Raw genomic sequence first — 19354 nt, 5'->3', positions numbered from 1 at the left:
TAAATTGAGGTAATGGGTATGGTGCGAATCAGCAGTAAGCTAAATAAACGGTCAAACTCAATGATTGCTTAGTTTACGCCGTTTATTTATTAGGATGCTAAGACTTAGAATTACTTTAACTACATAACGATTTATATAATTATTCAAACTGAACACGGTCAGGTGGTTTTATCATTTGCCCCAAAAGGGACCGCCAGAGGCTGTTTTAACATCAGTTCGGCTGGTGGAGGGCGGGGGCGATGATCAGTTCAATCTCTTTATCGGCCAGTTCTTCATGGGCAGTTGCCGATAAACTGCTATCAGTGATGACCACATCGAAGTCTGCAAGGGGTAATGCCAGATAGGTAGCTATTTTGCCGTATTTTGATGCATCAGCCAGTAGCACGCGTTTACTGCTGACGTCACAAACGGCCCGTTTGACCACCACCTTATCTTCGTCTGGCGTAGATATGCCACGCAACCCCCAGCAGGAAGCCGAAATAAACGCGATATCAATAGATAAGTTTCGTAGTGCTCGTGCCGCTGCCTCCCCGACACATGAACGGTTTTCACGGCACAGCGTACCGCCGGAGTGAATCATTCTGCATTGGCAGGATTCAATCAGAAAGTTGGCGATGACGAAGTCATTAGTCACTACCAATAAATCATCTCTGGCTTCCAATTGGCGCGCCAGTGCCAGTGTGGTTGTTCCAGCATCAAGATAAATACAGCTATTACGGGGAATATGCAGCGCGGCTGACATGCCAATGGCATTTTTTTGGCTGCTGTACATCTGTGTCTTATCCAGATGTGAAGGTTCGGCGGCCAGGCGCTCAGTGGAGCGTACTCCGCCTGACACCGATAATACCGCACCTTGCTCTTCCAGTTTCTGCACGTCGCGGCGAATCGTCATGTGCGATACGCCTAAACGATCGGTCAATTCAGCAATGCTAACCACACCACGCTCGGCAACCAGTGCCAGTATCTGTTGGTGACGTTCAACCGGTATCACATTAACTCCTCGCCAGGTTCGCCCCTTTCGGGGATAGGATGGTAATTAATGTGATTATACGCCAAGAGTGAAAATTTCTTTCTCATTTTTTAACGTAAATGTTACGTGGAGCAGTGAAATTCGCGAGGTAAATGGCTAAAGAATACAGTCAAAAATGGCTAATTGATTAATTTAACTGCTGAATATAGAGGTGCATTGCAGAGTGATGAGATGTGAAATGATGTGATTTAATGTTTTTTAGTGTTAATTACTGTGATTCAACTCACGACGGTTACCCCTTCTTGCCGCTATGCTTAACATAAGAAATCAAATTATCACCAAAATTAACATGGAGAGAATATGACTCACGCAGAAACATTATCAGTATGCGTTATTGGGCTAGGCTCTATGGGGATGGGGGCAGCACAGTCTTGTATTAACGCCGGGCTACAGACCTACGGTGTTGATTTTAATCCGGTGGCATTGGAAACCTTACAAAAAAATAGCGCTATTAGCGCACAAGTCAGCGCGGATGATTTTGCCAACAAATTGGATGCGGTCGTCGTGCCGGTGGTGAATGCCACCCAGGGAAAATACATTACCTGGCCGGAAAAACAGGAGAATATCTGATGCGACTCGGTGTTATTGCGGATGACTTTACCGGTGCGACGGATATCGCCAGTTTTCTGGTGGAAAATGGTATGTCGACGGTTCAAATCAACGGTGTGCCCGATGCCGGTTATCATGTGGATGCTGATGCGGCCGTGGTTAGCCTGAAATCACGCTCTTGCCCAACGACAACAGCGGTGGCGGACTCACTGGCGGCACTGGTATGGTTACAAGCGCAGGGCTGCGAACAGTTCTACTTCAAATACTGCTCAACGTTCGACAGCACCGCGCAAGGCAACATTGGCCCGGTCACTGATGCATTACTCGATGCACTGGATCAGCAACAAACCATCATCTCTCCGGCGCTACCGGTGAATGGAAGGACGGTATATCAGGGCTACCTGTTTGTGATGGGGCAACTGCTGTCGGAGTCGGGAATGCGTAACCACCCGGTAACACCGATGACAGACAGCAATCTCTTGCGTCTGATGGACGCGCAGGGGCGTGGCCGCAGTGGATTAATCAATAGTACGGTGATGGACCAAGGGGTTCAGGCGGTGAGGTCACAGCTCGCTCGCTTAAAGGAAGAGGGCATACGTTATGTGGTGCTGGATACCTTAAATGAGAGTCACTTGCTAACACAGGGTGAAGCAGTACGCGACATGGTACTGGTGACCGGGGGATCCGGCTTGGCCATCGGTCTGGCCCGGCAATGGGCGGCTAATGAGCGCCATCAACCGCAAGCCACATCTGCTGGCGCACCACAAGGTAAACTGTGTGTGGTTCTGTCGGGGTCGTGCTCGGTGATGACCAACCGTCAGGTGGCTCGTTATGCACAGCAAGCACCTTGCCAATCAGTCGATATCGCCCGTTGTCTAACCGAGCCTGAATCTTATGCTGAAGAGTTATGCGCATGGGTAATGGAAAATGCTGTCGGTCCGCTGGCGCCGTTACTGTATGCCACCACTGAACCTGAGGTGTTACAAAAAATTCAACAGCAATGGGGGGCGGCCGCCAGTAGTGAGGCGGTCGAGTGGTTGTTCGGCACCATTGCACGCCGTTTACAACAACTTGGTTTCCAACGTTTTATAGTTGCAGGTGGCGAAACTTCGGGGATTGTCGCGCAATCTTTGGGTATTCAAGCTTTCCATATCGGCCCGGCAATTTCACCGGGAGTCCCTTGGGTAAAATCTACAGATCATCCGGTTTCACTGGCGTTGAAGTCAGGTAATTTTGGTGACGAAAACTTTTTTGCCAGAGCACAAACGGAGTTCGCAGTATGAATGAGCAGCAAGCGCGGGAAGAGATGGTTAAGTTAGGTGCGTCCTTTTTCCAACGGGGTTACGCCACAGGCTCTGCGGGAAATCTGTCAATGAAACTGGCTGATGGCACATTATTGGCCACGCCAACAGGTTCCTGTCTGGGTGAGTTGCATGCGGAGCGGTTATCAAAAGTCAGTTTGGAAGGTGAATGGATCTCAGGTGATAAGCCGTCAAAAGAGGTCAGTTTTCATCGCGCAATCTACCTTAATAACCCTGCGTGTGAAGCGGTTGTTCACCTCCATTGCCTCTATCTGACGGCGCTGTCCTGCTTACAAGGGCTGGATAGCCGTAATGCCATCAAGCCCTTTACACCTTATGTGGTGATGCGGGTCGGCGATGTTCCGGTGGTGCCGTATTACCGTCCTGGCGACGCTCGGTTGGGGGAGGAACTGGCAATGTTGGCCCCGTACTATCGTGCTTTCCTGTTGGCAAATCATGGCCCGGTTGTGGTGGGTAAAAGCCTGCGGGAAGCCGCTGATAATATGGAAGAGCTAGAGGAAACCGCCCGCCTGATATTTACACTGGGTGACCGGCCTGTTCGCTATTTGACGGATGACGAAATTGCAGAGTTAAGGAGTTAAAAATGCCTAAGTTTGCTGCTAATCTATCAATGATGTTTACCGAAGTTCCTTTCCTTGAGCGCTTTAAAGCGGCTAAAGATGCCGGTTTCAGTGCGGTGGAATTCCTATTTCCATACGACTATCCGGCGGCACTACTTGCACAGAAACTGGCAGAAAATAGCTTGCAGCAAGTGCTGTTTAATACTGCACCCGGAAATACCCGTCGCGGTGAATGGGGGCTGACTGCACTACCTGGGCGGGAGCAGGATGCACGGCGCGATATTGATTTGGCGTTGGAGTATGCATTAGTGCTGGAGTGCCCGTCAGTCCATGTGATGGCCGGTGTAGTGCCAGTGGGTGCTGATCGGGCACCTTATCAGCAGACGTTTGTTGACAATATTCGCTATGCGGCAGACCGCTTTGCCGAACATAATATTAAGGTAATGATCGAGGCGTTAAATCCGAAAATAAAGCCTAATTATCTTTTTTCCAGTCAGTATCAGACCATAGAACTGGTTAATATTATCGATCGCCCTAATGTATTTACTCAATTGGATCTCTTCCATGCGCAAATAGTGGATGGCAATCTCAGTCACTTAATTACCTCTTTAGCTGGCCGCTATGGTCATATTCAAATTGCGTCGGTGCCGAATCGTCATGAACCGGATGAAGGGGAAATTAATTACCCGTACCTATTCGATTTGCTCGATAGCATTAACTATCGCGGTTGGATTGGTTGCGAGTACCAACCACGAGCTAATACGGTGGCAGGGTTAAGTTGGATAAAACCTTATCAATCATAGCTGCTGACCCTGTGGCGGCGCTGATGAGTGACGCTCGTTTTACAACGTCAATATCGTAATCGACGGGAACTGCAAATGATGCATAAACTCACGCAGGATCAGCAGGCGTGCGGCAAACACATTATCTGCCGGTATCCCTTCAGATGCTGCGGGCCTGCCCATCATCACCGCCGCCAGCCTGTCAAACATCCGCTCTACGGCCTCAAGTGATAAGTGCGTTTCACCCTGTAATGACAAACCCGCGAGTTGAGCTATCTCGGCTATCTCGCTATCGGTGGTGACTAATTGCGAGGTTTTATTCACCGCAGGGCTAATACGGATAACTTCATCTTCAACCACCATAATGGCGGTTTCCATCTCATCAGCCGTCGGAGGATTGTGGTGGAAATAGTGTTGAGCGGTATTGGTATCACCCACGGTAAGCTGCCATTGTGGGCTAGTTGGGTCAGTGATTACGGTGCTTGTATCACGACCAATGTGCAGCAGGGTGATCTGCGCGCTATCACTGAGCGAAGCGCGGAGAGTTTCATATTCTGTCTGAATGCGATGCATCATCTACCACCTAAAGGGCTAGCGTTACTCTATTAATCCGTGTGGAACAACCAAATTACCCCGGAAAACCTGCGGATTTACATGTTTACCCGCGCGGGCATCAATTAAGTCGACAACCTTTCTCGCCAATGTTTCTAATGAATACTCTATTGCCGGTACTGCCGGGATACCGGGTAATTGTACTGAACCATCCAGGCTGAAAACCATCACTTTATCAGGAACGGTACGCTTGAAGACATGCAATAACGAGATGGCTTTTTGCGCTTCGATTTCATCCATTACCAACAGCGCATTAAATTGTGCGCCGTTATTCAATAGCGTCTGTAACGCCTCTGAAGAGGAGTGAACGTTACCCATGACTAAACTACGGTTATAGGGAATCAGGTAATTTTCCAGCGCCCGTTGATAACCCAGTAGCGTCTGTTCCGCTACCGTGCCAGAGGCATGATTTAGCAGCGCAATATGGCGGCGGCCTTGACTGACCAAATAGTGGCAGGCCGTTTCTGCCGCAAATGAATGATCGAATAAAATACTGTTCGGGGTCGAGGACTCAAGACAATCAATCATGATGGTATTTTCATCAGGAGATGGCAGCGGAAAGCGCGCGCCGATGATGATAATGGCATCACACAAACCATTGGCTAACTCAGCGACGGCATTTGCCACCCCGACGCTATTGTCGGCAAAGCGCAGTAATAAGTGCTTTTGATGCTGGCTGAACTGTTTTTCCAAGGCAAACAGATAACTGGTTGTTTGCTGAATGTGTTCAGTAGCGCAAATCACACCGACACACCCGGTTGACTGTGCGGTCAGAAACTGAGCGATAACGTTCGGTTTATAATTTAAGGTTTCAACGGCTTTCATCACTGCCAGGCGGCTCTCTTCCTTGACGCCGCGTGAACCGCTTAACACCCGGGACACTGTAGCTTTAGATACGTTGGCTAACCGCGATACATCATTAATAGTCGACATAACTTAACTCCACTTTATCTGATCAATGGCCAGAGGGCCTGGTCAGTTCCCTATTTCCTTGGTTCCAGTCTTACTGCATCTATTCTATACCGTGATGATCATAACGGAAACCGTTGTTACGCGAGAGTATCCAATAAAACAGCATCCGGTGCTTAGCTTTTTGTGACGTCTTTCACAACTGCATATCTTTCAGTGGTTAAATATTTGAGCGCGCTCTCATATCTATTCTGTTTGAATGGAAACCGGTTTCCATTTTGTTTCCAATGAGGCTCAATATGACAAAGTTACTCTGAGGCGAAACGTAATGAAAAAGATAATGTTGTGCTGCTCCGCCGGGATGTCTACCAGCATGTTAGTGAAAAAGATGTTGGCTGAGGCAGCAACGCGCGGACTTGAGGTTCAGATTGATGCTTTTGGTGCCAGTGAATTCAATGAACAGTTTAGCCGCTATCAAGTTGTGCTATTGGGGCCACAAGTGAAGTATATGCAACGGGATTTGGCTGCAATCGCTGAGCCTTTGGGCATTCCGGTGATGACTATCGACATGATGGATTACGGTATGCAACGTGGTGATGAGGTGCTCGATTTTGCCTTATCTCTTATTAATGCAGTGAAATAAAAGGTATCTGCAATGAGTTCTCTTTACCAAACAATGGTTGGGATGATTGAACAAACCATCACACCACTGGCCGGGCGGCTGGGGCAACAGAAGTACATAATCGCTATTCGTGATGGATTCACCTCGGCACTGCCGTTTATGATTATCGGCTCATTTATGTTGGTGTTTATATTTCCGCCGTTTTCTGCGGATACCACATGGGGGTTTGCCCGTGGCTGGTTGAACTTCTCTAGCACCTACCGTGAGCAATTGATGTTGCCTTTCAATCTCAGCATGGGGGTGATGACCTTCTTTATCTCGGTTGGGATTGGTGCCAGCCTTGGGCGGCAATATAAGTTGGACCCGATCATGACCGGACTACTGGCATTGATGTCCTTTTTGCTGGTAGCAGCACCTTATGCTGATGGGCACATTTCAACCCAATATTTCTCAGGGCAAGGGATTTTCACCGCCATCGTTACAGCGGTGTATTCCACAGAGTTGTATGCATTCCTAAAGCGCCACAATATTACTATCCGCTTGCCGAAAGAGGTGCCGACTGGGGTTGCACGATCTTTTGAAATTCTGATCCCCGTAGTGGCAGTGGTTGCGACATTGCATCCACTGAATTTATTTATCGAATCCTCCACAGGAATGATTATTCCTGAAGCGATTATGCACCTGTTGGCACCTTTAGTTTCTGCCTCGGATTCGCTGCCTGCCATTTTGTTGTCGGTTCTGTTATGCCAAATTTTGTGGTTCGCCGGTATCCATGGTGCATTGATTGTCACTGGTATCATGAACCCGTTCTGGATGACCAATTTAGCGTTGAATCAAGCGGCTTTAGCTGCCGGAGCGCCGTTACCTCATATCTATTTGCAAGGTTTTTGGGATCACTATTTATTGATCGGTGGTGTGGGTTCGACTTTACCTCTGGCCTTCCTGCTATTACGCAGCAAAGCTATTCATCTGCGCACTATTGGTAAAATGGGGATAGTCCCAAGCTTCTTTAATATTAATGAACCGATTCTGTTTGGTGCCCCCATCATCATGAACCCGGTGTTCTTCCTGCCTTTTATCTTCGTTCCGATGATCAACGCCACATTGGCCTATATAGCGACCAAATTGGGGTGGATCGCTCAAGTTGTGTCATTAACGCCTTGGACGACGCCTGCGCCGATTGGTGCCTCCTGGGCTGCTAACTGGGCATTTAGTCCGGTAGTTATGTGCCTGTTATGCATGGTGTTCTCTGCGGTGATGTATTACCCGTTCCTCAAAGCTTATGAGCGCAGCCTGCTGAAAACTGAGCAGGAAAAAGAGCAACAACAGAGCTTTGCTGAATCAGCCGAAACTCGCTAAGTCGTGATTCGATTAATCTTTACGGAGAGTATGATGAAGTATCAATTTCCACGTGATTTTTGGTGGGGCAGTGCCAGCTCAGCCCCGCAAACCGAAGGTGAAAGCTTGAATGGTGGCAAAAGTGCTACTGTCTGGGACACTTGGTTTGATAAACAGCCAGGTCGTTTTCATCAGCAGATTGGGCCGCAACAGACATCAACGTTTTATCAGCACTGGCAGCAAGATATTGCTTTGTTGAAACAGTTAAATCACAACAGTTTCCGCACCTCCATCTCATGGGCACGGCTGATCCCTAATGGACGAGGTGAAGTAAATCCGCAGGCCGTGGATTTTTATAACGGTGTCATTGACGAACTGCTGGCGCAGGGGATAACACCATTTATTAATCTGTTTCATTTTGATATGCCAACAGTCATGCAAGAGTTGGGGGGCTGGGAGAGCCGCTATGTGGTGGACGCCTATGCTGAATATGCCGATACCTGTTTCCGTTTATTTGGTGACCGGGTACAACATTGGTTTACCTTCAACGAACCTATCGTGCCAGTCGAAGGTGGCTATCTCTATGATTTCCATTATCCGAATGTTGTGGATTTCAAACGGGCGGCAACGGTGGCTTATCACACTGTGCTGGCTCATGCTTTAGCGGTAAAAAAATACCGTCAACGTGAGTTAGGTGGTGAGATTGGTATTATTTTAAATCTTACACCGTCGTATCCGCGTTCTGAAAATCCTGCGGATGTAAAAGCAGCTAATATCGCCGACTTGCTATTTAATCGCAGTTTCCTTGATCCGGTATTGCGCGGTGAGTATCCGGCTGAGTTGATCGCATTACTGAAAGATTATGATCAACTGCCTGCCTGCCAACCCGGAGACAGTGAATTAATCGTTGAGGGTAAAGTAGATTTACTCGGTATTAATTATTATCAGCCACGTAGAATTAAATGTCGCGATAGTCGAGTCAATCCAGAATCTCCCTTTATGCCAGAATGGCTGTTTGATTATTATCAGATGCCAGGCTGTAAAATGAACCCGTACCGGGGTTGGGAAATTTATGAACCAGGTATTTACGATATCCTGACTAACTTGCGCAAAAACTACGGTAATCCACGCTGTTTTATTTCAGAAAACGGTATGGGGGTTGAAAATGAACAGCGATTTAGCCACAACGGCCAGATCGATGATAGCTATCGTATTGAGTTTGTTTCTGAGCATTTAAAATGGGTGCATCGTGCCTTGGCGCAAGGGAGTCATTGCCTTGGTTATCATATGTGGACGTTTATTGATAACTGGTCATGGTGTAATGCCTATAAAAACCGCTATGGCTTTGTGCAGTTAGATTTGAAAACACAGCAACGTATTGTGAAAAAAAACGGCGAATGGTTTGCAGCAACAGCAAGCAATCAAGGTTTTGATGAGGTAGAGAGAAATGATTGATTTGGAAGAAGCCGTAATGGAGATCATTGTCAATGCCGGTCAGGCCAGAAGTCTTTGCTTTGAGGCATTGCGCGCCGCCCGCGAAGGTGATTTTGTTCAAGCGCATGCACTGTTATCGGAATCAGATGGTTTTACCAAAGCGGCTCATCGGATGCAAACCATGCTTATCGAGCAAGATGCCGGTGAAGCCAAAGCACCGATGACATTGATAATGGTCCATGCTCAAGATCATTTAATGACATCGTTATTAGCCCGTGAATTAACCAATGAATTAGTGTTGTTATATCAGCGAGGATAAACTTTATTCTTAAAATTAAATTAATTGTATAAGTCAAATAAAAATTCAAATCAATTATTGCATTGAGGTCAAATATGAATATTTAGCCATTGGTCATTATTTGCCAAAAGATACTTCTGGGTATAAAAAATAAATAAATCATTAACTCTTTAAATTAAGGGGGGATAAGTATCATCCTTATTTAAATGAGTAATATTTCACTTCACATTATCCTAAATAGAGATGGTTATTATGAATAAGTTTATACTGGTTGGACTTACCAGTCTTTTATCATTGCCTGCGTTAGCTGAAGTATCCTGGGAAACCCCACAAGGGAATCTGAAATTATACGGTGATGTTGAGATTAATATGGATGCTGCCAGTAAGAGCGGGCAACTCACATCTCTACGCACCAGTGCAAATAAGGACTGGAAAGCAGGCAGTAGAGAACAATGGGATATTAATGGACGGATATTGATTGGCCTGGATGGTTATCGGCGCATGAATAACGGCAATTTCGCAGGTTTCACTGTACAGCCACTGGCTGATATTGGTGGACATATGAACCTCGATGACGCAGCGTTCTTCTTTGGTAATGAAAAAGATTGGAAAGTTAAAGTCGGTCGCTTTGAAGCCTATGATATGTTCCCGCTAAATCAGGATACTTTCGTCCAACATTCGGGGAATACCGCGAATGATCTCTACAGCGATGGTTATGGCTACATCTATATGATGAAAGAAGGCCGTGGGCGCAGCAACAATGGCGGTAACTTCCTGGTGAGTAAATATCTGGGTAACTGGTATTTTGAAGTTAACACCATTCTAAAAGACGGAACCACGTTATTCGCTGATAAAAATTATCATGGCAATACGTTGGAAAACGAAAAAAATGTGGCATATATTCGCCCAGTGATTTCGTGGAAACAAGATAGTCTTTCTGCGGCTATAGCAATGGAAAGTAACGTTATCAGTAATGCCTATGGTTATCGTGATGATCAGGGTCAGTTCCAGGATCAATCGAAACGTAATGGTTATGGGGCAACATTGACTTGGAATAATCAGGATAAAGATCCTGAGAATGGTATTGTCGCTAATCTGAGTTCAGCTTATATGGATGCTACCAATGAGAAGAACTTCAGTGCGGGGGCTAATATCTTATGGCGAAACTTTGAAATTGGTTATATTTACGCACACAACGACATCGAATATTTCAACAGTGCAAATGCAGGGTTGGTTACTTCAGGATTATTGACCTCGCCAGATAAATATGATGTTCACACGATTCATACTTCCTATAAAATTGCCAATATTATGGATATGAATAACTTTAATTTATATCTTGGTGCTTACTGGTCTAAATTGGAAGTATCACCTGACAATAAAGTGGTCAATGCTGAAAACGATGACCGCTATGGTGTCCGTGCCAGATTTAAATATTTCTTCTAATAGGTTACTGGCGACCAGGTGCTTTAATTAACCATTAAGTATTTTTACTCAGATAAATATTTCACTTACATAAACGCCTGTCTGCGGAATTAGGTTATGCACGCCTGTGGTACTTCCGCAGCAGGCCAGGTGATTTTCTGCCTCACCGCAACTCACTGAATGAAAAAATCTGCTGTTTGCCTTGCGTTTACTCTTTCCCAATATGAAATTGCGGGGTGCTCCGCATTTTTAAACAAAAATTCAAGAAACCAAATATTTTTTGATGCGGATCAAGACACATTTCAATTGTTTAGTGGTAATGTAAATAAATCTCATTATCAACATCATGTGCGTTACTTAAATATGCGAATTTGGCACAAGCTCTTTCTACTTTGCTGCTGTTGGTGGCTATCTGCGTCAGTAACCTGGGCTGCTGTGGATTACCCGCAGTTGGTTAATGATATCCAATCCCGTCTTGATAAAACGTCTCAGTTGTACCAACAACAGAACAATAATGAAGCCCGTACTACGGTGCAGATGGCTTATTTTGAGGTATTTGAGAACCTCGAAGGCCCGATTCGTATCAATATCTCCGCCCAGAAGAGCTACCAGATGGAAGCCGCATTTGGCGAAATCCGGCGCATGATTGGTGAGGGCAAGCCACAAGCTGATGTTGATAGTAAAATCGATTGGCTTAAAAGTGAGCTAACGGCGGTGCTGCCGGTATTGGCCGATGGGCATAGACTTAACGCAGAACAGCAACATGCTGCCTATGAAAACAGCGAGATTGCGCTGTACTGGCAGCAGAGTTTCAAAATCATTGATGACTTGCTGGCACAAGCCATCAGTGAATATCAAGAAGGGAAGTTCGCCGCAGCCAGTAACAGCGTGCAACAGGCTCATTATCAAGGTTTTAAAAACTCTGAAATGGAAATGTCAGTACGGGGCAACCGTTCCGCACAAGCAGCGGCAGCGATTAACCAACAATTTACCGCATTAATCGATCTCACCCGCAAGCCAGACCAAATGACCGACGTGGCCTATCGTGTCACCGCTTTACTGCAAACTATCGAAGATACCCTTCCGGGCTTACCAACAACGCGAGAACAACAACAAGTCACCGCAGATCAAGCCAATGTTGGGCAATCATCGGCGTCAGATGCCAATGCTGATGGGCAAGCGAATGCGGATTGGGCGGCGGTTTCCAGCAAAATAGATCAGGCAATTAGCCGGGCTATCGGTCAGTACCAAAAGGGCCAGACCACACCCGCAATGATGGCGGTGCAGGATACCTACTTTGATTTGTTCGAAGCCAGTGGCATGGAGAATAAAGTTGGTTCACGTGATGCTGCGTTTAAATCGACGTTAGAAGGGCATTTCACCCGTTTAGTTAGTCTGATGAAAGCCGGTCAGCCAGTCGAACAGTTACAAGCTGAAGCCGTCACGTTGCAAAAGGATCTGGCCAGCGCTGTAGAGATGCTGGGTGGGGGGGATGAAACTAACTGGAGTCTGTTCATCTATAGCCTGCTGATTATTGTGCGTGAAGGTCTGGAGGCCTTACTTATTGTTGCAGCAATAGTGGCTTATCTGGTGAAAAACAACCATCAGGATAAATTGCCGCTCATTCGCCAATCCGTCGTAGTGGCCTTAATCGCCAGCGTGCTAACCGCTTTCGTCTTCCAGTGGCTATTTGCCAATTCAGGGCAAAGCCGGGAACTATTAGAAGGTTTCACCATGATGATTGCCGTGGTGATGCTGTTCTCAATGAGTTACTGGCTACTGTCGAAGACTGAAGCGCGCCAATGGAAAGCCTATCTTGAAGGGAAATTTTCTAAATCACTCAGTAGTGGTTCGATGGTCGGGTTATGGCTGACAAGCTTCCTGGCGGTATACCGTGAAGGGGCTGAAACCGTACTGTTCTATTTGGCCCTGATGGGCGATGCCAGCACCACCAGCGGCCACTTGTCCATTCTGGCGGGTTTTGGCGTTGGCTGCGTATTCTTGTTGGCCGCTTATCTGGTCATGCGTTTTACCGTCGTCAAATTGCCAATTAAACCCTTCTTTATGTTTACCGGCGGTTTTATGTACCTGATGGCGTTTGTGTTTGCCGGTAAGAGTGTCCTTGAACTAATTGAAGGTAAATTATTTGAGCCGACACTGCTAGCTGGCATACCTGAAATCAGTTGGTTGGGGATCTATCCATATCTGGAAACCCTGATCCCTCAAGGGATATTACTGATTGCTGCGCTGGTTGCTCTTTGGGTAATGCAACGGCGTGGTCGTACTGTCTTAGCGTAATGGTCCGGCATGATGCCGGTGTGAATAACGACAATGTAATTATCATTTGATACCAGAGGGTGTGCTACATGACCATGAAGAAAACGATTATTGCCAGCAGCATTATCGCCAGCATTTTTGCAGCGCCTGCAGCTTTCGCCTTTAAAGAGTATCCGGCTGGCGAGCCTATCAAGATTAATGATATGGAAATTGCTGCGGTTTACTTGCAGCCAATCGATATGGAACCGCGTGGTATGGGGTTGCCAGCCGCGAAAGCTGACATTCATCTGGAGGCAGATATCCATGCCACCGAAGGCAATAAAAATGGGTTTGGTGCGGGTGAATGGATGCCGTACCTGACTATCGCTTATACCTTGGTGAACACGGACACTGGCGCAAAACAAGAAGGCACATTCATGCCGATGGTTGCCAGCGACGGTCCACACTACGGTGCCAACATTAAAATGATGGGTGTAGGTAACTATAAAGTCACTTACCACATCAGTGAGCCATCTAAAGCTGGGCTACATCGCCATACTGATAGCGAAACCGGTGTTGGCCGCTGGTGGAAACCGTTTGATGTGAGTTATGACTTTAAATATACCGGTTTGAATTGATAGCAATGACCGCGATGGCTTAAACAGTTATCGCGGTTTTTTCTTAATGCTAGACGGTCAGAGCGTTTTTATTAGAGCGTTTTTATTAGAGCATTGTTATCAGCGCGATGTAAAAGCTGGTCAGTGATAACTGGCAGGTGTTGTGATTTTCTTGCCCAAGGTGTGTGCTAATGAGTTATTTTTTTGTTTCCGTGCTACAAGCCTTTTTACCGGTAGCGTTGTTATTGGGGTTAAGTTGGGCATTCAGGCCAGCCCCTGCATTGAACCGGGTGGTATGGATAACGGTACTCATGGCTATCGTGGGTATTTGGGCCGGTACTCATTACCCAAAATCGCAGCAATTGCAGCTAGTTCTGGCGGGAGGGCAACTTCTCGCACTGCTGTTATTCTTGTTAAGTCAATTTACGCTCCGCCAGTCGTTAGGTTATGCCTGGCAAGCCCTGTTGGTATTGGGGGCGGCCTTCAATTGGGGCAATAACCCGAATCTCGGTGCCTTTACCAATACCCATGTCATCAACACCGATTTACTGCTCAATCTGGCGGCTATTGTCGTGGCATTCGGCTGGGTTATTTTCAGTGCCGTATTATTGCTGATGATGGTCAGGCAGTTGCCTCGTTGCCGTTGGCCGTTATTGATACTTATCACGGTATTACTGATTTTGCCACTTAGTGGCAATGGCATTCTGTTATTAATGAAGTTACAGGTTGTGCCACTGGCTAAATCACTACTCAGCTATGTCGCTTTAGTTACCAATGGGCATGCCTGGCTGAGTTACATTTGTGCGCTGCTTCTGGCCTTTACGACCTTTTGTTACTTGATACCGTTACGTAATTTCCGCCGGGTTGTCGGTGAAAATTTAGACCCGATTGCTCACCGTAAAGCCTTAGCTGATTACCGTAATGTACGCAGAATCTTTGTTTTTTCCTTGCTGGCATGGGTTATGGTCGCCGGCGCTCAACTGTACTGGGATAACGTCGCCTCTCAACCACCGCAGTTGTCTGAGGCCTTGCCTGTGACACTCTCGGCTGATGGTTTAGTCCGTATACCAGTCGAGCAGGTACGCGATGGTAAGTTGCATCGTTTTGTCTGGGTCGCCGAGGATGGCAAAGCAGTGCGTTTCTTTATTATTAACCGTTATCCCGATCGTCTGCGCCTGAGTGTGGTCTTCGATGCCTGCTTGTTGTGTGGTGATCAAGGGTATGTCATGGAAGGCAACCAGGTTATTTGCGTTGCCTGCGCAGTGCATATTTTCATTCCGTCGATCGGTAAAGCAGGGGGCTGTAACCCGATACCGTTGGAGGGTTGGAAAAGTGATGATAAAGAGTTAGTGATTCCCAAAGCCTCTTTAGAGGCGGGAGTCAATTACTTCACCACGGTAGTGACGCTTGATGTAATTGATCCGGTTGATAAGACTCGCCTCACCAATCAAAAGGCAGAATTTAAGTACAGCTATGGCGATAAAACCTACTTCTTCTCCTCTGAGGCGAATTACAACCGTTTCCGCGAACACCCGGAGCTGTTTGTGACATCCGTTGCCAGTAGTGAAGGCAGTGACACGCAGGAGAATCCATAATTATGCTATGGCGCATGCTCAAGCAGTCTTGGTTCAGGAATGTCCGGCGTAAATCCCTGGCGGTATTTACGGTCTTCCTCGCTGCCGGACTCATCTCGTCATTGTTGGCGGTGTCGATAGATATTGGCGATAAAATGTCGCGTGAGTTGAAGTCTTATGGTGCCAATATTTTGATTGAGCCTGCTGGACAGGTGGCACTACCTTCACTGTTCGGTGAGCAGAGTAACCCACTTAGCGGGCAGGATTTCCTTGATCAAGCTGAGTTACCCAATATCAAAGATATTTTTTGGCGTAACAATATTGTCGGTTTTGCGCCACTACTGAGCGGTGAAACTGATGTTAAAGGCCAGATTATTCCGCTGCTGGGGACCTATTTTAATCAGCCGGTTGATGTACCCGATGAAGAGGACTATCACACCGGTCAGCAAATTATCAGCCCGTATTGGCAGGTTAAGGGTAACTGGCCGCAGGAGCCAGTTAAAGCCGATGCTATAGCGGTTGAGGCGTTGTTAGGTAAACAACTGGCACAGCAAACTGGCTGGAAAGTCGGTGATGAGTTGCACCTCAACGGTGCCTCTGGCCCACTAACGGTGAAGATAAGTGGGGTGCTGAGTAGTGGTGGTGAAGAAGAGAGCCGCCTGGTGTTACCCCTAAGCGCAGTACAATCACTACTCGGTCTACCAGGGAAAATCCAAGCGGTGCGGGTTTCAGCATTGACTGTGCCGGAAAATGAGTTGTCGCGTAAAGCGCGCGAAAACCTTGAAGCCCTCAATGCCGAAGAATATGACCTGTGGTATTGCACCGCCTACGTTTCTTCAATTGCGCACCAACTGGAGGAGGCGATTTCCGGCTCAGTAGTGCGGCCTATCTGGCAGGTTGCTGCATCTGAAGGCGTGGTGATTGAAAAAATACAACTCCTGTTGGCGGTGGTTACGCTGGCTGCGTTGATAGCTGCGGCAATGGGAATAGCATCGCTGATGACCAGCACGATTATGGAACGTGCTAAAGAGATTGGTTTGATGAAAGCATTGGGGGCGCGTCAGTGGCAAATTTTGATGCTGTTTTATCTTGAAGCAGCAATCAGTGGCTTGATTGGTGGTTTAGCGGGCTGTTTGGCTGGCTGGGGCTTGGCAAAAACCATTGGCCTGATGTTGTTCGGCGCTCCGCTTAGTTTTGCCTGGATGGTGGTGCCTTGTGTGCTGGTGATATCCGTGTTGATTGCCATCATAGGTACCTGGTTCCCTGCCCGGCGTATTGCCAGTCTCTATCCAGTGGAGGTGCTTTATGGCCGCTAATCATCGCGCAATACAGCATAAAGGCAGTAATAGTATGTTCTGGCGATTGGTATTACGTGCACTGCGCCTGCGGATGCAACGGGTCAGTGTGGTATTTGCCGCACTCACTGTTGGCGCGGCAATTGTCACCGCGATGTCGGCAGTTTATTTCGATATTAATGCCAAGATGAGCCAGGAGTTAAGAACCTTTGGTGCCAATTTCTATATCGGCCCAGGGCATGGTAACTCTTTTGAACAACAGCGATTTCAACCGATTATAGATGCGGCCCCAAAAGGGCTTATCAATGCCTCCAGCCCCTATATTTATGGTATGGCCCGTACCGAATTAGAAAAAGTGGTGCTGATGGGGGTGTGGTTTGAATCTCTACAACAGCTCGTTCCCTACTGGCAAGTAACCGGCAACTGGATCGGCGTCAGTTTTGATGATCGCAATGCCATGATTGGTGTCAAACTTGCCGAACGCTTGCACGTCAAAGTAGGCGATAGCATTACATTAGTGAATGGAGCGACTCGCCAGCGTCTACAGGTCAAAGGTATTGTTGAAGCGGGTGACGCCACGGATAACATGTTAATCGTCAATCTTGAACTGGCGCAAAAATGGCTCAATCAACCGGGGCATATCAGCAATGCGCTTCTTAGCGTCAGTAATGATGTGGGGCAGGTTGAAACATTCGCCAGCCATCTGCGTGAACAATATCCTGATCTTGAAATTCGGCCAATCCGTAAGGTCTCCGCTTCTGAAGGTCAGGTGCTTGATAAAATAAAAGGGCTGATGGGGCTGGTCTCCGTAGTGATCCTTATTTTGTCATCCCTGTGCGTTAACACCACCTTAATGGCGATAGTGGGTGAGCGTTCGAAAGAGTTCGCCCTGCAAAAAGCATTGGGTGCCAGTGATGCCGATATTATTCGTCAGATGCTGACTGAAACGCTGATTATATCACTGGCTGCCGCAGTCTGCGGTGCTCTGCTTGGCTATGTATTGGCGCAAGTATTGGGTCAGACGGTGTTCAGTGCGGCAATCGCTTTGCGGGCACCAGTACTGCCATTGACCCTGGTATTGTCATTGTTAGTCGCCGCCGTGGCGGCAATTGTTCCCACCCGCCGGGCTATTCATATTGAACCCGCTAAAGTCCTGAAAGGAGAGTAGCAAATGACATCGCCACTAACACGGGTGAAACCTGAACACCCCACGGATGCCGTCATTGAAACCCGACATTTATATAAGCGTTTTGGGCAAGTTACAGCGCTGGAAGACATTAATATCCGCATTAATCGTGGTGAGTTTGTGGCGATTATGGGGGCATCGGGTTCAGGTAAAACAACATTAATGAATATCCTGACCTGTCTGGATACCGTTAGCGAAGGGCAGGTGTTACTTGATGGTATTGATGCCGCAGGCTTAGACGAAGAAGGCCGCAGACAGTTTCGGGCTGACAAGATAGGGCTGGTTTTTCAACAGTTTCACCTGATCCCTTACCTGACCGCGTTAGAGAACATTATGTTAGCGCAGCATTATCACAGTGTGGTTGATGAAGACGCGGCGCGGCAGGTTTTGGAACAAGTCGGGATGACACCGCGTATGGGGCATTTACCTAGCCAACTCTCTGGTGGTGAGCAACAGCGGGTATGTATTGCGCGTGCACTTGTTAATCAGCCTCCTATCATTTTTGCGGATGAACCGACCGGCAACCTTGATGAAGAGAATGAACAGCGGGTGCTGGATCTGCTAAATCATATTCATCGTCAGGGTAGAACCATTGTCATGGTCACCCACAATCCAGATTTAGGGTGTGTTGCTGATCGGGTAATCCGGCTCCAGCACGGCAAATATCTTAATGAAGAGAGCCGTCATCATGTGGCGTAATCGGTTAAAAATTATCGGTGTGTGTGGTGTGTTATTGCTACTTAGCGCATGTAAACAAGAAGAGTTAGTGGTGGGGGAAGTTGCCCCTCAATTGGCGGCTTATGACCTGCAAGGCAAGCCGGTAGCACTTGATCAATGGAAAGGTAAGCAGGTGTACCTCAACTTCTGGTCAGCTAGCTGTGGCGGTTGCCTGGCTGAAATGGCGGCGCTGGATAAACTGAGTCAGGAGTATCGGAATGATATCGTGGTTGTGGCGATTAACACCGATCCTGAGCAGGTGGATATCAATCCGGTGCTGGCTCAGAGGAATATTAGCTATCCGGTCATTCGTGATCAATTAGGTATCACACAAGAACGTTACCAGGTTATTGGCACCCCCACTTCTTTCCTGATTGACCGCAGTGGTAAAGTGACGCAACTGCATCAGGGCGCACGTAATGAGCAGGCGCTGGTTACGTTGTTCCAACAATGGGCGGCGGGTGCATAATGAAGGTAGTGCTGTTGTTAACCGCCGGTGTTCTGCTGCTCAGTGTCACGGTTCAGGCAGCCACTGACGGTGAACATATTTATAAACAAACTTGTTCAAGTTGCCATGGGCGCTCGGCTGATCGCAAAGGCTTGGATAAAGCGCCGCCACTGATATCGTTATCGCGTGATGAGATTGTTGATGGTCTAACTGCTCGCCGCGATGGCAAGATTGTTGGCCGAGGCAATAAGGCCAAAGCACATCTGACGGATGACGATATTCAAAAACTGGCCAGCCATATCGAAAGTTTAAAAACGATTAAACGCACGATGCCTTGATGTAATATTATCTTTTATTTCAATTTGTTGACTGATTTAAAC

The 19354-nt window shown here is 47.3% G+C and carries 19 protein-coding genes and 1 pseudogene; 17 read left to right on the top strand and 3 right to left on the bottom strand.

Annotated features, from left to right (window positions below):
* Nucleotides 1–211: 211 nt before the first annotated feature.
* Nucleotides 212–991 carry a DNA-binding transcriptional repressor YgbI gene (gene ygbI, locus EL015_RS12135; RefSeq protein ID WP_005184965.1) on the bottom strand — a complete coding sequence of 260 codons (780 nt, stop codon included), beginning with the start codon at nt 989–991 and terminating at the stop codon, nt 212–214.
* Between the two features lie 339 nt (nt 992–1330).
* On the opposite strand from ygbI, the pseudogene EL015_RS12130 reads away from it, so the two are divergent.
* From EL015_RS12130 to EL015_RS12115, 4 genes and pseudogenes are all read left to right on the top strand, one after another.
* A pseudogene (locus tag EL015_RS12130) lies at nt 1331–1585 on the top strand (NAD(P)-binding domain-containing protein); the annotation flags it as partial.
* Between the two features lie 14 nt (nt 1586–1599).
* Entirely contained in the window at nt 1600–2862 is a 1263-nt protein-coding gene (otnK, locus tag EL015_RS12125; protein WP_005184968.1) for a 3-oxo-tetronate kinase, read from the top strand.
* Nucleotides 2859–3482: a 3-oxo-tetronate 4-phosphate decarboxylase gene (gene otnC, locus EL015_RS12120; protein ID WP_032906265.1), complete on the top strand. Its 624-nt coding sequence runs from the start codon at nt 2859–2861 to the stop codon at nt 3480–3482. The genes otnK and otnC overlap by 4 nt, the downstream gene beginning before the upstream one ends.
* 2 nt (nt 3483–3484) lie before the next feature.
* Nucleotides 3485–4264: an HPr family phosphocarrier protein gene (locus EL015_RS12115; protein ID WP_005184974.1), complete on the top strand. Its 780-nt coding sequence runs from the start codon at nt 3485–3487 to the stop codon at nt 4262–4264.
* Nucleotides 4265–4303: 39 nt separating this feature from the next.
* On the opposite strand, the gene EL015_RS12110 is transcribed toward EL015_RS12115, so the two are convergent.
* Both EL015_RS12110 and EL015_RS12105 read right to left on the bottom strand, forming a co-directional pair.
* Nucleotides 4304–4816, bottom strand: a complete 513-nt coding sequence (locus EL015_RS12110; protein ID WP_032906266.1) for a hypothetical protein — start codon at nt 4814–4816, stop codon at nt 4304–4306.
* A 24-nt stretch (nt 4817–4840) separates the two neighbouring features.
* Nucleotides 4841–5788: a LacI family DNA-binding transcriptional regulator gene (locus EL015_RS12105; protein ID WP_032906268.1), complete on the bottom strand. Its 948-nt coding sequence runs from the start codon at nt 5786–5788 to the stop codon at nt 4841–4843.
* Between the two features lie 304 nt (nt 5789–6092).
* Here EL015_RS12105 and EL015_RS12100 point away from each other — a divergent pair, with 304 nt between their 5' ends.
* The 13 genes from EL015_RS12100 (at nt 6093) to EL015_RS12040 (ending at nt 19312) form a co-directional block, all read left to right on the top strand.
* Nucleotides 6093–6407, top strand: a complete 315-nt coding sequence (locus tag EL015_RS12100; RefSeq protein ID WP_032906269.1) for a PTS sugar transporter subunit IIB — start codon at nt 6093–6095, stop codon at nt 6405–6407.
* Between the two features lie 12 nt (nt 6408–6419).
* Nucleotides 6420–7745: a PTS sugar transporter subunit IIC gene (locus tag EL015_RS12095; protein ID WP_032906271.1), complete on the top strand. Its 1326-nt coding sequence runs from the start codon at nt 6420–6422 to the stop codon at nt 7743–7745.
* A 33-nt stretch (nt 7746–7778) separates the two neighbouring features.
* Nucleotides 7779–9179, top strand: coding sequence for a glycoside hydrolase family 1 protein (locus EL015_RS12090; RefSeq protein WP_032906272.1), 1401 nt, complete (start codon nt 7779–7781; stop codon nt 9177–9179).
* A complete protein-coding gene (locus EL015_RS12085) occupies nt 9172–9477 on the top strand; it encodes a PTS lactose/cellobiose transporter subunit IIA (RefSeq protein WP_032906274.1) in 306 nt (101 codons plus the stop codon). Before EL015_RS12090 ends, EL015_RS12085 begins: the two co-directional genes overlap by 8 nt.
* A 222-nt stretch (nt 9478–9699) precedes the next feature.
* A complete protein-coding gene (locus EL015_RS12080; protein WP_005184993.1) occupies nt 9700–10902 on the top strand; it encodes a carbohydrate porin in 1203 nt (400 codons plus the stop codon).
* Between the two features lie 342 nt (nt 10903–11244).
* A complete protein-coding gene (locus tag EL015_RS12075) occupies nt 11245–13179 on the top strand; it encodes an FTR1 family iron permease (protein WP_032906356.1) in 1935 nt (644 codons plus the stop codon).
* Nucleotides 13180–13247: 68 nt separating this feature from the next.
* A complete protein-coding gene (locus tag EL015_RS12070) occupies nt 13248–13775 on the top strand; it encodes an iron transporter (RefSeq protein WP_004390794.1) in 528 nt (175 codons plus the stop codon).
* 170 nt (nt 13776–13945) lie between these two features.
* Complete coding sequence (locus tag EL015_RS12065) at nt 13946–15349, top strand: Fe-S-containing protein (RefSeq protein ID WP_005184999.1); 1404 nt, start codon at nt 13946–13948, stop codon at nt 15347–15349.
* A gap of 2 nt (nt 15350–15351) precedes the next feature.
* Entirely contained in the window at nt 15352–16644 is a 1293-nt protein-coding gene (locus tag EL015_RS12060; RefSeq protein WP_032906276.1) for an ABC transporter permease, read from the top strand.
* Between the two features lie 34 nt (nt 16645–16678).
* Nucleotides 16679–17791, top strand: coding sequence for an ABC transporter permease (locus EL015_RS12055; RefSeq protein ID WP_005185005.1), 1113 nt, complete (start codon nt 16679–16681; stop codon nt 17789–17791).
* A gap of 3 nt (nt 17792–17794) precedes the next feature.
* Nucleotides 17795–18508 carry an ABC transporter ATP-binding protein gene (locus EL015_RS12050; protein ID WP_032906281.1) on the top strand — a complete coding sequence of 238 codons (714 nt, stop codon included), beginning with the start codon at nt 17795–17797 and terminating at the stop codon, nt 18506–18508.
* Entirely contained in the window at nt 18498–18995 is a 498-nt protein-coding gene (locus EL015_RS12045; protein WP_032906284.1) for a TlpA family protein disulfide reductase, read from the top strand. Before EL015_RS12050 ends, EL015_RS12045 begins: the two co-directional genes overlap by 11 nt.
* Nucleotides 18995–19312, top strand: coding sequence for a c-type cytochrome (locus tag EL015_RS12040; protein ID WP_032906286.1), 318 nt, complete (start codon nt 18995–18997; stop codon nt 19310–19312). The genes EL015_RS12045 and EL015_RS12040 overlap by 1 nt, the downstream gene beginning before the upstream one ends.
* The last annotated feature ends 42 nt before the right edge of the window (nt 19313–19354 follow it).

It is taken from the genome of Yersinia intermedia, assembly GCF_900635455.1.
Lineage (GTDB): Bacteria > Pseudomonadota > Gammaproteobacteria > Enterobacterales > Enterobacteriaceae > Yersinia > Yersinia intermedia.
The sequence above is the reverse complement of the archived record's forward strand: the minus strand, read 5'-3'. Positions and strand labels throughout refer to the sequence as shown.

Bases quoted from the DNA above. Each gene is read 5' to 3' on its own strand.
- otnK (WP_005184968.1), top strand. From the start codon at position 1,600: ATGCGACTCGGTGTTATTGCGGATGACTTTACCGGTGCGACGGATATC.
- otnC (WP_032906265.1), top strand. From the start codon at position 2,859: ATGAATGAGCAGCAAGCGCGGGAAGAGATGGTTAAGTTAGGTGCGTCC.
- EL015_RS12115 (WP_005184974.1), top strand. From the start codon at position 3,485: ATGCCTAAGTTTGCTGCTAATCTATCAATGATGTTTACCGAAGTTCCT.
- EL015_RS12110 (WP_032906266.1), bottom strand. From the start codon at position 4,816: ATGCATCGCATTCAGACAGAATATGAAACTCTCCGCGCTTCGCTCAGT.
- EL015_RS12105 (WP_032906268.1), bottom strand. From the start codon at position 5,788: ATGTCGACTATTAATGATGTATCGCGGTTAGCCAACGTATCTAAAGCT.
- EL015_RS12100 (WP_032906269.1), top strand. From the start codon at position 6,093: ATGAAAAAGATAATGTTGTGCTGCTCCGCCGGGATGTCTACCAGCATG.
- EL015_RS12095 (WP_032906271.1), top strand. From the start codon at position 6,420: ATGAGTTCTCTTTACCAAACAATGGTTGGGATGATTGAACAAACCATC.
- EL015_RS12090 (WP_032906272.1), top strand. From the start codon at position 7,779: ATGAAGTATCAATTTCCACGTGATTTTTGGTGGGGCAGTGCCAGCTCA.
- EL015_RS12085 (WP_032906274.1), top strand. From the start codon at position 9,172: ATGATTGATTTGGAAGAAGCCGTAATGGAGATCATTGTCAATGCCGGT.
- EL015_RS12080 (WP_005184993.1), top strand. From the start codon at position 9,700: ATGGTTATTATGAATAAGTTTATACTGGTTGGACTTACCAGTCTTTTA.
- EL015_RS12075 (WP_032906356.1), top strand. From the start codon at position 11,245: ATGCGAATTTGGCACAAGCTCTTTCTACTTTGCTGCTGTTGGTGGCTA.
- EL015_RS12070 (WP_004390794.1), top strand. From the start codon at position 13,248: ATGACCATGAAGAAAACGATTATTGCCAGCAGCATTATCGCCAGCATT.
- EL015_RS12065 (WP_005184999.1), top strand. From the start codon at position 13,946: ATGAGTTATTTTTTTGTTTCCGTGCTACAAGCCTTTTTACCGGTAGCG.
- EL015_RS12060 (WP_032906276.1), top strand. From the start codon at position 15,352: ATGCTATGGCGCATGCTCAAGCAGTCTTGGTTCAGGAATGTCCGGCGT.
- EL015_RS12055 (WP_005185005.1), top strand. From the start codon at position 16,679: ATGTTCTGGCGATTGGTATTACGTGCACTGCGCCTGCGGATGCAACGG.
- EL015_RS12050 (WP_032906281.1), top strand. From the start codon at position 17,795: ATGACATCGCCACTAACACGGGTGAAACCTGAACACCCCACGGATGCC.
- EL015_RS12045 (WP_032906284.1), top strand. From the start codon at position 18,498: ATGTGGCGTAATCGGTTAAAAATTATCGGTGTGTGTGGTGTGTTATTG.
- EL015_RS12040 (WP_032906286.1), top strand. From the start codon at position 18,995: ATGAAGGTAGTGCTGTTGTTAACCGCCGGTGTTCTGCTGCTCAGTGTC.